This is a genomic window from Agrobacterium sp. K11, assembly GCF_059429395.1.
The window spans coordinates 280,205-292,857 of record NZ_JCAHRB010000009.1 but is presented as its reverse complement, the minus strand read 5'-3'; the positions used below and the strand labels follow the sequence as shown (position 1 = coordinate 292,857).

General features: G+C 61.2%; 12 protein-coding genes. 10 read left to right on the top strand and 2 right to left on the bottom strand.

Annotated features, from left to right (window positions below; all coding sequences use genetic code 11):
* Positions 1–61: 61 nt before the first annotated feature.
* The 7 genes from AC5SEO_RS17935 to AC5SEO_RS17905 are packed head-to-tail and all read left to right on the top strand — an operon-like array spanning position 62 to position 8,344.
* Positions 62–448: a DUF1636 family protein gene (locus tag AC5SEO_RS17935; protein ID WP_174068689.1), complete on the top strand. Its 387-nt coding sequence runs from the start codon at positions 62–64 to the stop codon at positions 446–448.
* Positions 445–1,482 carry a cobalamin biosynthesis protein CobW gene (gene cobW / locus AC5SEO_RS17930; RefSeq protein ID WP_003516415.1) on the top strand — a complete coding sequence of 346 codons (1,038 nt, stop codon included), beginning with the start codon at positions 445–447 and terminating at the stop codon, positions 1,480–1,482. Before AC5SEO_RS17935 ends, cobW begins: the two co-directional genes overlap by 4 nt.
* A 5-nt stretch (positions 1,483–1,487) precedes the next feature.
* Positions 1,488–4,838: a cobaltochelatase subunit CobN gene (gene cobN, locus AC5SEO_RS17925; RefSeq protein ID WP_174068688.1), complete on the top strand. Its 3,351-nt coding sequence runs from the start codon at positions 1,488–1,490 to the stop codon at positions 4,836–4,838.
* The gene (cobG, locus tag AC5SEO_RS17920) at positions 4,835–6,193 is read left to right on the top strand and encodes a precorrin-3B synthase (protein WP_174068687.1); all 1,359 of its coding nucleotides are present in this window, start codon (positions 4,835–4,837) and stop codon (positions 6,191–6,193) included. The genes cobN and cobG overlap by 4 nt, the downstream gene beginning before the upstream one ends.
* On the top strand, positions 6,190–6,822 hold the full coding sequence (locus tag AC5SEO_RS17915; protein WP_003516424.1) for a precorrin-8X methylmutase: 633 nt from the start codon (positions 6,190–6,192) through the stop codon (positions 6,820–6,822). Before cobG ends, AC5SEO_RS17915 begins: the two co-directional genes overlap by 4 nt.
* Positions 6,819–7,586 carry a precorrin-2 C(20)-methyltransferase gene (locus tag AC5SEO_RS17910; protein ID WP_019565970.1) on the top strand — a complete coding sequence of 256 codons (768 nt, stop codon included), beginning with the start codon at positions 6,819–6,821 and terminating at the stop codon, positions 7,584–7,586. Before AC5SEO_RS17915 ends, AC5SEO_RS17910 begins: the two co-directional genes overlap by 4 nt.
* A complete protein-coding gene (locus AC5SEO_RS17905; protein WP_174068686.1) occupies positions 7,583–8,344 on the top strand; it encodes a precorrin-3B C(17)-methyltransferase in 762 nt (253 codons plus the stop codon). Before AC5SEO_RS17910 ends, AC5SEO_RS17905 begins: the two co-directional genes overlap by 4 nt.
* Here AC5SEO_RS17905 and AC5SEO_RS17900 read toward each other — a convergent pair.
* Positions 8,311–9,093 carry a cobalt-precorrin-6A reductase gene (locus AC5SEO_RS17900; RefSeq protein WP_174068685.1) on the bottom strand — a complete coding sequence of 261 codons (783 nt, stop codon included), beginning with the start codon at positions 9,091–9,093 and terminating at the stop codon, positions 8,311–8,313. The genes AC5SEO_RS17905 and AC5SEO_RS17900 overlap by 34 nt on opposite strands.
* On the opposite strand from AC5SEO_RS17900, the gene cbiE reads away from it, so the two are divergent.
* The 3 genes from cbiE to cobM are packed head-to-tail and all read left to right on the top strand — an operon-like array spanning position 9,092 to position 11,546.
* Positions 9,092–10,369: a precorrin-6y C5,15-methyltransferase (decarboxylating) subunit CbiE gene (cbiE, locus tag AC5SEO_RS17895; RefSeq protein ID WP_174068684.1), complete on the top strand. Its 1,278-nt coding sequence runs from the start codon at positions 9,092–9,094 to the stop codon at positions 10,367–10,369. The genes AC5SEO_RS17900 and cbiE overlap by 2 nt on opposite strands.
* Positions 10,363–10,776, top strand: a complete 414-nt coding sequence (locus AC5SEO_RS17890) for a cobalamin biosynthesis protein (protein ID WP_003516432.1) — start codon at positions 10,363–10,365, stop codon at positions 10,774–10,776. Before cbiE ends, AC5SEO_RS17890 begins: the two co-directional genes overlap by 7 nt.
* Positions 10,773–11,546: a precorrin-4 C(11)-methyltransferase gene (gene cobM, locus AC5SEO_RS17885; protein ID WP_003516434.1), complete on the top strand. Its 774-nt coding sequence runs from the start codon at positions 10,773–10,775 to the stop codon at positions 11,544–11,546. The genes AC5SEO_RS17890 and cobM overlap by 4 nt, the downstream gene beginning before the upstream one ends.
* Here the strand turns inward: cobM and AC5SEO_RS17880 are convergent.
* Positions 11,501–12,631: a cobalt-precorrin-5B (C(1))-methyltransferase gene (locus tag AC5SEO_RS17880; RefSeq protein WP_162692021.1), complete on the bottom strand. Its 1,131-nt coding sequence runs from the start codon at positions 12,629–12,631 to the stop codon at positions 11,501–11,503. The genes cobM and AC5SEO_RS17880 overlap by 46 nt on opposite strands.
* Positions 12,632–12,653: the final 22 nt, after the last annotated feature.

Here is a 12,653-nt window from a genome sequence, read left to right as displayed (position 1 = left end):
AAGGCGCGGAAAGCGGAACGGTTTGGATATTACCACAACATCTTCTTGTGCGGACGGGACAATGGAAGCCAACACAGCTTCCGGCGTGGTCGTTTTTGTCTGCCGAAGCTGTCGCGACGACACCGATCCCAATGCGGAGCCGCGCCCCGGCACCATCCTTGCGGAAGCTGCCATCGCAAAAGCGCGTGACTCCGGTATCGATGTTCGCTCCGTCAATTGCCTTGGCAATTGCAAACGAGGCCTCAGTGCCGTGCTGCGCGGTGCCGATGGCTGGTCCTATGTATTCGGCGGGCTGACGCCCAACGATGCGGAAGACCTGCTGACCGGCGCTCGCATGCTGGCCGCCTCCGCAGATGGCCTGATGCCCTGGCGCGGCCGCCCCGACACATTGAAGCGCGGCATGGTGGCGCGCATTCCCCCATTCGATTTTACCGAGGAGAGATCATGAGCACCCTTCTGGACCGCGTTCCCTGCACCATCGTCACTGGCTTTCTGGGGGCTGGAAAAACCACGCTGCTGCGCGGTCTTCTCGAAAAGCTAGATGGCAAGCGGCTTGCCATCATCGTCAACGAATTCGGTGATATCGGCATCGATGGGGATATCCTCAAGGGATGCGGCATTGAGAGCTGCCCGGAGGAAAACATCGTTGAGCTGGCCAATGGCTGCATCTGCTGCACGGTGGCGGATGATTTCCAGCCGGCCATCGAACAGATTCTAAGCCGGCAGCCGAAGGTGGAGCATATCCTCATCGAGACCTCCGGCCTTGCCCTGCCCAAGCCGCTGGTGCAGGCATTTCAATGGCCTGCCATCAAGAGCCGCGTGACGGTTGACGCTGTGGTGGCTGTTGTGGATGGCGCTGCCCTTGCCGAGGGTCAGGTGGCGCATGACATGGAAGCCCTTGCCGCCCAGCGCGCAAATGACGAAGCCCTCGATCACGACGATCCGGTCGAAGAGGTTTTTGAGGACCAGATCGCCTGTGCCGATCTTATCGTGCTGACCAAGGCGGATCTGCTCGATAGCGCCGGTCTGGACAAGGCGAAGGCTCATATTCTCGAGCATTTGCCGCGGGCCGCAAAGATCGTCGTCGCCTCGAATGGCGTCATCGATCCGGCCGTGCTGATCGGCCTCGGTCTTGCGGTTGAAGAGGATATCGAAAACCGCCGCACCCATCACGATGGTGAACTTGACCACGAACATGACGATTTCGACAGCTTCGTCATCGACCTGCCGGCCGTGACCGATCCGGAAGCGCTGGCGGCTCGTATCGCTGAGACAGCGGCTGCGGAAAATGTTCTGCGCATCAAAGGTTTCGTCGAAGTATCCACCAAGCCGATGCGCCTGCAGGTGCAGGCAGTCGGTAGCCGCGTCAACCATTATTATGACCGTCCCTGGGCGGCCGGTGAAGAGCGCCGCAGCCGCCTCGTCGTCATAGGCGAAAAGGGCCTCAACCGCGAAAAGATCGAACAGATGCTGGCCGCCTGATAGAAATGCACATTCTCGCCACCACATCTTCGTCTCTGGACGACCTGATCGAGCCGGTTGATCTCAACCAGCCGCGATCGGATGTGGTGATGCTGTCTTTTTCGGCAAGCGATCTTGCCGGGCTGGAACAGGCATGGCGGCAGGCAGAGGGCGCGCTTCCGTCCCTGTCCGCTGCCAACCTCTCCGAGCTTCGGCATCCGATGTCGGTCGATCTGTGGATCGAAAAGACGGCCGAACATGCCCGTGTCATCCTTATCCGGATTCTCGGCGGCGCGGAACGCTGGCGCTATGGCGTCGATCAGCTCAGCACGATGGCGCGGCGACGTGGCATAAAACTTATGCTCCTGCCGGGTGAATGCAGTGAGAGAGACGAAAAGCTCGAAGCGGCCTCGACTGTTGATCGCCAGACGTTGGCGTCCGTCCTCGCCTTCTTCCGCGAGGGTGGGCGGGAAAATATGGACCGGCTTGCCATTGGTCTTGCTGCCCTTGTAAGTGGTGGCGCATGGCCAGATATCGAGGCTCAACCGCTGCCGAAAGCCGGCTTTTACCGGCCGGGTAAAGGCGTCGTGGATCAGGCGGAAGCCTGCGCCGGTTTTCCCGCCGGTGCAGCTGTCCTTCCTATTCTCTTTTACCGCTCCATGCTTCTTGCGGCCGATGCGGCGCCCGTGGATGCGCTTTTTAACGCGCTCTCTCAGCGCGGTTTTGCGCCATTGCCGATTTTCGTCAGCGGCCTCAAGGATGGGGAGGCAATTCGCTTTCTCGAAACCGTACTGCACGAACTCCAGCCCGCCGCCATCGTTGCCGCCACGGCTTTTGCCAGCCAGATGGACGACAGCGGTAAAACCCTGTTTGATCGCCTCGGCGTGCCGGTGTTTCAGGTGGTTATGGCGACGACGCGACGGGACGGCTGGGCGGAAAATGCGCGCGGTCTCAACCCTTCCGATCTTGCCATGCATGTGGTCCTGCCGGAACTCGATGGCCGGATTCTTTCTGGCGCGATATCATTCAAGCAGGTGCGGACTGATGGCGGTATCAGCCTCATCAATGTACCGGAGGCTGATCGCGTCGAACAGGTGGCAAACAGAATCGCTGCCTTTCTGCAATTAAAACAGTCCACGCCACAGGAACGGCGGATCGTCATTTTGATGCCGGATTATCCCGGTGCTGCGCCGGGGCGCACGGGTTATGCCGTTGGTCTCGATGTGCCGCAAAGCGTGCTTGAAATGCTGCGCGATCTGGCCGCGGCAGGATATGTGGTTTCGGATATTCCCGAAACGGCGCGGGCTTTGCTGGATTGTGTCGAGCAGCAGGTAGCGGCTGTCGGACTTTCAGACTATCGTGATTTTCTTTTGGGTTTGCCTGAAGGGGTTGCCGCCTCCGTGGATAGCACGTGGGGTTCGGCCGAACAGGACGACGCACTAGCCGACGGCGCATTCCGTTTTCGCGTCGCCCGTTTCGGCCAGATATTCGTGGCCCTGGCACCGGATCGTGGGCGAAATGAGGATCGGCGGGTGGATTACCATGACCCTGCCCTGCCGCCACGTCATGCGTTGGTCGCTTTCGGCGCCTGGATGCAGCGTGTCGTAGGGGCGCATGCCATTGTGCATGTCGGTGCGCATGGCACACTGGAATGGCTGCCCGGCAAGACAGTTGCGCTTTCCCGCGATTGTTTTCCTGAAATCGTCACCGGGTCTTTGCCGGTGGTCTATCCGTTCATCGTTTCCAATCCGGGTGAAGCGGCGGTTGCCAAACGGCGGATCGCTGCCGTCACGATCGGCCATGTTCCGCCTGTGCTGGTAGATGCGGGGCTTTCGCCGGAACAATCGGCTCTGGAACAGCTCGTCGACGAATATGCGCAGGCGGATGGGCTCGACCGCCGCCGCCGCGACCGGCTGGCGAAACTGATCGTAGAGAAGGCGCTGGAAACCGGTCTTGCGGCGGATGCCGGTGTCGGTGCAAAGGACGATGCCGATGCGGCGCTGTCGCGCATCGACGCCTTCCTCTGCGACCTCAAGGACTTCGCCATCAAGGATGGCCAGCATGTTTTTGGCCGCAGCCCCGAAGGCGAGACCGATCTTCTGAGGCTTGAAAGTGCTGCGGCGGAAAAAACAGCGCTGCTTGCCGCGCTCGATGGCCGCCATATTGTCCCCGGTCCTTCCGGCGCACCCGCGCGCGGGCGTCTCGATGTCCTGCCGACGGGCCGCAATCTTTATGCTGCCGATCCGCGCACCATGCCGACGCCGACGGCTTTCGAGCTGGGCCGCATGGCGGGCGAAGAAGTGCTTCGGCACCATCTGCAATCCCATGGCGACTGGCCGAAACATCTGGTTTTTGATCTCTGGGGCAGCGCCAGCCTGCGCAATGGCGGCGAGGATGTGGCGCAGGCGCTGCATCTGATGGGGGCGAGACCGATCCATGACCTGGCGACGGGTCGCGTCACAGGCATTGAGGTTCTGCCGCCGGCGAGTATCGGGCGGCCGCGTGTCGACGTCACATTCCGGATTTCCGGCCTGTTCCGCGACATGTTTCCGGCGTTGATCGCTCTTCTAAACGCCGCCGCCAAGGCCGTCGCGCGGCGGGATGAAGCGCCGGGCGACAATCCGCTGGCGGAAGAGGCGGTGGCACTCGGGCATATACCGGCACGCATCTTCGGCTCCGCACCCGGCACCTATGGTGCGGGCACTGAGGAGAAACTCGCCAGCGGAAAATGGGAAGAACGTGAGGAACTAGGGCAAGCCTATCTGGATGCGGCAAGCCATGCCTTTGGCGGTGCGGATGGGCTTGAGATTTTCGAGGATGCCGGTTTTGTCGAGCTGGTGCGCCGTGCCGACCTTCTCGTTCACACCGGTGACGATCCGGGCCGGGATCTTCTCGACGGCTCTTCCGATGTCGCCTTCATTGGTGGGTTTTCCGCCGCAAAGGCAGTCCTTGGCGGCGTTGCCGATATCGTGGCGCTGGATACGACCGATCCCGCGCGTCCGCGCGCGCGGTCCATTTCACATGCGCTGACGCGCGTTGTTCGGGCCCGCGCCGTCAATCCGCGCTTCATTGCCGGACAGATGCGGCACGGCCCGCGCGGGGCGGCTGAATTTGCCGAGACGGTTGACCGGCTGATCGGTTTTGCCGAAACCACCCATGCGGTATCTTCCTCGCTGATCGAGGCGCTTTACGACGCCTATTTCGGCAATGAGGACGTGCGCGATTTCATCCTGCGGGAAAATCCGAAGGCGGCGGAGGTCATGGCGACGCGCTTTTTATCTGCCCGTCGTCGCGGGTTGTGGCACAGCCGCCGCAATGCGGTGGATGCGGAACTTGAAATGCTGATCCTGCCCCGTTCTGAAAGGGTCGGCGCATGAGGACGGCCCCTTCCGATCCGGTCCAGCCGTTTGGCCGCCGTGGGACGTGTCCGGCCTTATCGACCCCGATGCTGACCGGTGACGGCTACCTGTCGCGCATCGCATTCGAGGCGGATATTACGCCCCGCGATATGATCGCGCTTTGCGATCTTGCTGAGCGGCACGGCAACGGGGTGATCGACATCACGGCACGTGGCAGCCTGCAGTTCCGCGGCCTGACGCGGGAAAGCGCCTGCGACCTGGAGAATGATGTTCTGGCGCTCGGTTTGCCGCTTCGCGACGGACTGGCAGTCGAGACCTCACCTCTTTCCGGTCGGGACGATCGGGAAATCGCCGATGGCAGTGCTATTGCGGATGAGATTCGCAGAGAGGCTGCCGCGCTGGCGTTGCATGACAACCTCGCCGCAAAAATGTCCGTCATCATCGATGGGGGCGGCCGTCTTTCCATGGGCGATTTGCTGGCCGATATCCGTCTGAAGGCGGTGCGGCTCGATCATCGAGTTTTCTGGCAATTGCTTGTCGGAGGTCCGGAGAGCAAGGCGCTACGGGCGGGATTTGTTGAAGCCGACAAGGCGGCGGATGTGGTCCTGTTGCTGCTCGTCCATCTGGCGGGCAAAGGACCGCTTGCCCGTGGCCGCGATCTGGATTTGCGGACGATAAAGGCGATTTGCGGAGACCGCCTGGTAGATAGCGAGAGCCAAGGCGAAACGCCTACGCCTTCTTCGCCCCTGGGGCTGATGGCGGCCGGTGATGGTACTTTTGCTGCCGGTATCACTCCTGCTTTCGCGCAAGTTCGTGCTTCCGATCTGTCGCGGCTCTGTGGACTGGCGCACGGATTTGATATCGAAACATTGCGGCCGTCGCTCAATCATAGCCTGCTATTTTTCGGGTCGCGGGATGCTTGCGATGCGCTGATGCAAACTGCGGACAGTGCCGGTTTCATCACAAGGGCAGGTGATGCGCGGTCTTCCATCGCTGTCTGTCCCGGCACGCCGGGATGCGCTTCGGCTTTCTTTCCCACACATGATCTGGCGGCCTTTGCATCGCGGGAATTAGCTTCCATGCTCGATGGCTCCTTCACACTGCATCTCTCCGGCTGCGGAAAGGGTTGCGCGCATCCCGCCCCGTCGCTTCTGGCCTTTTCCGGTACCGCCGATGGTCTGGCCTTTTCGTTTTCGAGCCGCGCTTGCGACCCGCAGGACGGTATTTTACCTTTCGAGCAACAGAGGACGGCGCTTTCGCGACTTGCCCGTCTTTGCGAAAAAGAACATAAGCCCGGGGAAAACGCTGCCGACCTGCTTGCCCGTCTGGGTAAGGAGGCAATCGTTGCCGCGCTTCGACAGGATAACCGATGACCGACCATGACTATATTCGCGACGGCAATGCGATTTACGAGCGCTCCTTCGCCATCATTCGCGAGGAAGCGGATTTGTCCGCTTTTACAGAAGATCAGGCGGATATCGCCATTCGCATGATCCATGCCTGCGGGCTGGTGGAAGCGGCCAGCCATTTCCGTTTTTCTCCGGATTTCGTTGTCGCTGCACGTGGTGCTTTGCTGGCGGGCAAGCCCGTTCTGTGCGATGCGGAAATGGTCGCCCACGGCGTGACCCGCGCCCGCCTTCCGGCCAATAATGACGTGATCTGCACCCTTCGCGATCCGCGCACCCCTGAGCTTGCGAAAACGATTGGCAATACCCGTTCCGCCGCCGCACTCGATCTCTGGGCGGAAAAGCTGGACGGTGCTCTCGTTGCTATCGGCAACGCGCCGACAGCGCTGTTCTATCTTCTGGAGATGCTTGAAAAGGGCGCTCCACGTCCAGCTGCCATCATCGGCATGCCGGTCGGTTTTGTCGGTGCGGCGGAATCGAAGGATGCGCTGGAGGCTAGTTTGCTCGGCATTCCCTATGCCATCGTCAAGGGACGCATGGGTGGATCGGCCATGACGGCCGCTGCCGTCAACGCCGTTGCGAGGGCAGGTCTGTGAGCGCGGCTCTTTTCGAAAATTCCAAGGGTAAACTCGTGGGCGTCGGCACCGGCCCCGGCGATCCAGAGCTTCTGACGCTGAAAGCCGTGCGCGCCATCGAAAATGCCGATGTCCTCGCCTTCTTCTGCAAGAAAGGCAGCAGCGGCAATGGTCGCGGTATCGTTGAGGCCTTCATTCGTCCGGGCACACTGGAAATGCCGCTGGTCTATCCGGTAACCGTCGAGAGCGATAAAAACGGCGAGGATTATCGCGGTGCGATCGCCGCCTTTTTCGATCAGTCGGCCATGGATATTGCCGCTCATCTCGATGCCGGGCGGAATGTCGCCGTGCTGTCGGAAGGCGATCCGCTGTTTTACGGTTCCTATATGCATCTTCATCTGCGGCTTGCGCCTTCCTACGAGGCGGAGGTCGTCGCCGGCATTACCGCCATGTCCGGCTGCTGGTCGATGGCCGGTCTACCGCTGGTGCAGGGTGACGATATCTTGAGCGTGCTTCCCGGCACGCTTGCCGAAGATGTTCTGACAGAGCGTCTGTCCGGCACGGATGGCGCCGTGATCATGAAGGTCGGGCGCAACCTGCCGAAGATCCGCCGGGCGCTGGAAAAGGCCGGCAAGCTTAATGAAGCGCTGTATGTCGAGCGCGGCACCATGGCGAACAGCCATGCGGTGCCGCTGATCGAGCGGGACGCATCGCCCGCCCCCTATTTTTCGCTGGTTCTGGTACCTGGCTGGAAAACCAGACCCGCTGGCGGTGAAGCGTCATGAACGGCAGGCTGGTCGTTGTCGGCCTCGGCCCTGGCAGTTCTGCGCAGGTGACACCGGAGGCGCTCGCCGCGGTTGAGGCGTCGGAGGATTTCTTCGGTTACATTCCCTATCTCGATCGGCTGTCGCTCAGACCCGACCAACGTCGCCATGCCTCTGACAATCGCGAGGAAATCTCCCGTGCCGAACAGGCTCTGCGGCTTGCAGCCGGGGGCGGCAAGGTCTGCGTGGTTTCGGGTGGCGATCCCGGCGTTTTTGCCATGGCGGCGGCTGTTTGCGAGGCGATTGAACGTGGCCCGCGCGAGTGGCGCGAAATAGACTTTTCGGTCGTGCCGGGCGTGACGGCCATGCTTGCGGTTGCTGCACGAGCCGGCGCGCCGCTCGGGCATGATTTCTGCGCCATCTCGCTGTCGGACAATTTGAAGCCCTGGGGTATTATTGAAAAGCGGCTGATCGCGGCTGCGGAAGCCGGATTCGTGATGGCTTTCTATAATCCCGTCAGCAAGGCGCGCCCGCACCAGCTTGGCACCGCCTTCGATCTTTTGCGGGCACATTTGCCCGGCTCGGTGCCGGTGATCTTTGGCCGTGCGGCAGGCCGTGCGGATGAGCGCATCCAGGTCATGCCTTTGTCTGAAGCATCGAGCGACATGGCGGATATGGCCACCTGCATCATCGTCGGTTCGGTGGAAACCCGTCTAATCGAGCGTTCGGACAAAGATCCGCTGGTTTACTCGCCGCGTTTTTCGAGAAGAGAGAGCTGATGGCGGATGGCAGTGAGCGCAGTCGCTATATCCGGCACGTTCGCGCCATTGAGGATTGCGGCGTTGAGCTGTGGCGGCCGCTCGATCATGATAACCGGCAGGCCAAGCCGCCTCGCCGCTTCGATCTTGCCGTAACTGGCGTTGCCGCCGGAGTTCTTGGAAACCACAGTGCCGATACGGTTTTCCTCCAGCATGCGGATCTCTTCATCCAGCGCAAAGGGGCCGCGCGCTGTAATGTAGCGAGCATCCGGCACCTTCAGCGGCGGCTCTACCGGATCAACGCTGCGAATGAGATAGCTGTGTTGGGGGGCTGCCTCGAAAGGAAGAAGTTCCTGCCGGCCGAGCGCCAGAAACACCCGCTTGCCTTCATCGCCGAGCGCGATAACAGCCTGTTCGACGGTATCGACCCTCTGCCATTTGTCATCCGGTTGGCGCTCCCAGGCGGGGCGCGAAAGCATGATCAGCGGAACTTTGGCAAGTCGTGCCGCCTCGATGGCATTGGCGGAAATCCTCGCCGCATAGGGATGGGTGGCGTCGACCAGAATATCGAAATTCCCGGTGCGGATGAAATCCGCCAAACCCGCAGCACCGCCAAACCCGCCACTGCGCATCGGCACAGGCTGTTCCACTGGCGAAAGCGTACGACCGGCCATGGAGAGCAGGATTCGGTAGCCGGAGTCCACCGCCAGCTTGCCGGCCAGAATGCGGGCATCCGCCGTGCCGCCAAGGATGAGTATGGAGCGTGTCATGACGTCTGAATATTCCGGAACGGGCAACGCTTCCACTCAAAAGAAAGCTTCCACTGAAAAGAAAGGCAAGCCATGGCTTTTCATCGTCGGCATAGGCGAAGATGGGCTGGATGGGCTCGGTCGCAATGCCGTGGCGGCAATAGAGGCGGCCGAGATTGTTTTCGGTGGCAAACGTCATCTGGAACTGGCGGCTGCAGCCATTCGTGGTGAGGCGCGCCCTTGGCCGGTGCCGTTCGATGCGGAGATGAGCGATGTCGTGGCGTTGCGCGGTAGACGGGTCTGCGTGCTCGCCTCTGGCGATCCGTTCTTTTATGGCGCCGGCGTCACACTTCTGCGGCGAATACCGTCGGAGGAGACAGTCTGCTATCCCTCACCTTCCGCCTTCTCCCAGGCCGCGGCGCGGCTTGGCTGGGCTTTGCAGTCGACCGAATGCGTGTCGTTGCACGGGCGTTCCATCGATCTTTTGCGACCGCATCTGCATCCCGGAGCGAGGATCATCGCGCTTACTTCGGATGAGCGCGCGCCCGCTCTCATCGCGGAATTGCTGTCTCAATCCGGTTTCGGCCAGTCGGAATTTGTCCTGCTCGAAGCTTTGGGCGGAAAGCGGGAGAGGCGGCGGCAAATCAGGGCGGTCGATTTTACCTTTGACGACATCGATCCTTTGAACGTCGTGGCTATCGATGTCGTTGCTGCTGAGGGGGCACGCGTCCTGCCTTTTGTGCAGGGGCTGGATGACAGCCTGTTCGAACATGACGGTCAGATCACCAAGCGTGAAATCCGTGCCGTGACACTTTCATCGCTGGCTCCGCGCCGGGGCGAGCTGCTGTGGGATATCGGCGCCGGTTCGGGTTCGATTGGTATTGAATGGATGCTGTCGCACCCCTCGCTCCGTGCCATCGCCATAGAGCAGCATCCGGAAAGAGCCGAACGTATCGCCCGCAATGCCGAGGCATTTGGCGTTCCGGGGCTTGAAGTCATGATCGGTGCAGCACCTGCGGCTTTTGAAGGCTTGCCTCAACCGGATGCGATCTTCATTGGTGGTGGCGGCAGCGAAACGGGCGTGTTTGAGGCTGCTCTGGAGGCCTTGAAGCCAGGCGGGCGGCTGGTTGCCAATGCGGTGACGCTTGAAATGGAAGCGGTGCTGCTTGCGGCCCATGCCAGGTTCGGCGGTTCGATGATCCGTCTCGATGTGTCGCGCGTTGTTGCTGTCGGCTCCATGTCGGGCTGGCGTCCGGCCATGCCGGTGACGCAATGGAGCTGGATTAAGCCATGGTGACCGTGGCCGGTATCGGTTGCCGCAAGGGCACGGGTTCAGATGCAATTATTGCAGCCGTGCACGCTGCCGAGCTTGCTTTTGGCATGACCGTTGAATGCTTGGCGACTGCGCCGCTCAAGGCAAAAGAAGCTGGTCTTGCGGAAGCGGCGAAACGTCTGGCGCTGCCGCTTGAAATCGTATCGAAGGAACAGCTCGAGGCGGCTGCTTCAAAAACAATGACATTTTCACAGGCAAGCCTTGATTATGCCGGGACGCCCAGCGTCAGTGAAGCGGCGGCACTTGCTGCCGCCGGAGAAAATGCGCGGCTGGTCGCGGCGCGTCTCGTGGTTGGCGATGTGACGGTAGCCATCGCCACGACGAACGACGCGCGAAATGACCGCGCCATCGAACATGGAGAACAAAAATGACGGTTCATTTTATCGGTGCCGGTCCGGGCGCTGCCGATCTCATAACGGTGCGCGGGCGCGATCTTATCGCTGCCTGCCCGGTCTGCCTTTATGCCGGCTCGCTGGTGCCGAAGGCGCTGATCGAGTATTGCCCGACGGATGCACGCATTGTCGATACGGCAGCACTGTCGCTCGATGAGATCGAGGCGGAGTTCGTTGCGGCGGCAAAGGCCGGCAAGGATGTGGCACGGCTGCATTCCGGTGATCTATCCGTCTGGAGCGCTATGGGTGAACAGATCCGTCGGCTGGAACGGCTGGGTCTCGATTATACCGTGACTCCAGGTGTGCCCTCTTTCGCTGCTGCCGCTGCCACCCTGCAGCGGGAATTGACGGTGCCGGAAGTGGCGCAAAGCCTTGTTCTGACCCGTATTTCGGGCCGCGCTTCGAAAATGCCCGAGGGCGAGACGCTGAAAGCCTTTGGTGCGACGGGGGCGACACTTGCCATCCATCTCGCCATCCATGCCATCGGCCAGGTGGTGGAAGAACTGACGCCGCTTTATGGTTCCGATTGCCCAGTCGCCATCGTTGTCCGCGCCTCCTGGCCGGATGAGCGGGTCATTCGCGGCATGTTGTTCGACATCGAGGGAAAACTGGCAGCCGAACCGGTGGAGCGGACGGCGCTGATCTTCGTCGGGCATGGGCTTGCCTCGACGGATTTTCGCGAGAGCGCACTTTATAGTACCGATTATGTCCGGCGGTTCCGCTCCCCGAAGGAAGATGCGAAGGGCTGATGCGACGGCGTGGAGGCGGTGCGTCCCTTGAGCGTGCCCTGACGATCGAACACCAGAATATCAAGCTCGATGCCGGGCACCTTCAAAGCGGCAGCCGCTGTTACCCAGGCTTTTTCCGCAACGATCGCACCGAGGTCTATCCCCGCGCGTTCGGCCAGCTCAAAGGCGTGCGCAACCATGTTGGCCTGACGAATGGCGAGGGCAAGATTTTCATCTCCGCCAGCCTCGGTTGCGAGTACCGCCAGCGCATCAAGATCGGCCAGGCCTTTCTTGGAATGCACGTCCAGCATGCCCTGGGCGAGCTTCGTCATCTTGGCGACGCCGCCGGCAATGGTTACCCGTTCGACGGGGTGGCTGCGCAGATATTTCAGCATGCCACCGATAAAATCACCCATGTCGATCAGTGCGGTCTCTGGCAGGCCGTACACTGCCTGCCCCGCCTTTTCCGAGGTGTTGCCGGTCGCGCCGAGCAAATGAGTGCAGCCGGTGGCGCGCGCCACATCGATGCCGCGCCAGATGGAGTGGATCCATGCCGAGCAGGAAAACGGGATGACGATGCCGGTGGTGCCAAGGATGGAAATGCCGCCGACAATACCGAGCCTGCCATTCAGGGTCTTTTCCGCGATTTTCTCGCCGTCTCGAACGGAAATCTCGACTTCGAAATCTGCACCGTCTCCGGCTACTTCGCGAATGGCGGTTTCGATCATCTTGCGCGGTACGGGGTTGATCGCGGGTTCGCCCGGCGGCAGGGGCAATCCAGGCCGGGTGATGGTGCCGACGCCTTTTCCAGCCTTGAAGGTTATGCCGCTGCCGGGCTTTCCCCGTCGCACGGTGCTTTCGATCAGCGCACCATGGGTCACGTCGGGATCGTCGCCTGCATCCTTGACGACGCCGGCTCTTGCGAAGTTTTCACCTTTTTCCTCGGTGGCGAGAGAAAATGCCGGCCTCACGCCGCTTGGAAGTTCGACTTCGACAGGGTAAGGAAACTCGCCGGTCAGAAGGGCAGCACAGGCCGCCTTCGTGGCGGCTGCCGCGCAAGTGCCCGTGGTCCAGCCGCGGCGAAGGGTCTTTCCATCCGTTTCCATATGAATTCCTATAGCCGGGACG

What these genes read in the sequence shown, in the direction of transcription:
- AC5SEO_RS17935 (WP_174068689.1), top strand. Translation starts at nt 62, where the DNA reads ATGGAAGCCAACACAGCTTCCGGCGTGGTCGTTTTTGTCTGCCGAAGC.
- cobW (WP_003516415.1), top strand. Translation starts at nt 445, where the DNA reads ATGAGCACCCTTCTGGACCGCGTTCCCTGCACCATCGTCACTGGCTTT.
- cobN (WP_174068688.1), top strand. Translation starts at nt 1,488, where the DNA reads ATGCACATTCTCGCCACCACATCTTCGTCTCTGGACGACCTGATCGAG.
- cobG (WP_174068687.1), top strand. Translation starts at nt 4,835, where the DNA reads ATGAGGACGGCCCCTTCCGATCCGGTCCAGCCGTTTGGCCGCCGTGGG.
- AC5SEO_RS17915 (WP_003516424.1), top strand. Translation starts at nt 6,190, where the DNA reads ATGACCGACCATGACTATATTCGCGACGGCAATGCGATTTACGAGCGC.
- AC5SEO_RS17905 (WP_174068686.1), top strand. Translation starts at nt 7,583, where the DNA reads ATGAACGGCAGGCTGGTCGTTGTCGGCCTCGGCCCTGGCAGTTCTGCG.
- cbiE (WP_174068684.1), top strand. Translation starts at nt 9,092, where the DNA reads ATGACGTCTGAATATTCCGGAACGGGCAACGCTTCCACTCAAAAGAAA.
- AC5SEO_RS17900 (WP_174068685.1), bottom strand. Translation starts at nt 9,093, where the DNA reads ATGACACGCTCCATACTCATCCTTGGCGGCACGGCGGATGCCCGCATT.
- AC5SEO_RS17890 (WP_003516432.1), top strand. Translation starts at nt 10,363, where the DNA reads ATGGTGACCGTGGCCGGTATCGGTTGCCGCAAGGGCACGGGTTCAGAT.
- cobM (WP_003516434.1), top strand. Translation starts at nt 10,773, where the DNA reads ATGACGGTTCATTTTATCGGTGCCGGTCCGGGCGCTGCCGATCTCATA.
- AC5SEO_RS17880 (WP_162692021.1), bottom strand. Translation starts at nt 12,631, where the DNA reads ATGGAAACGGATGGAAAGACCCTTCGCCGCGGCTGGACCACGGGCACT.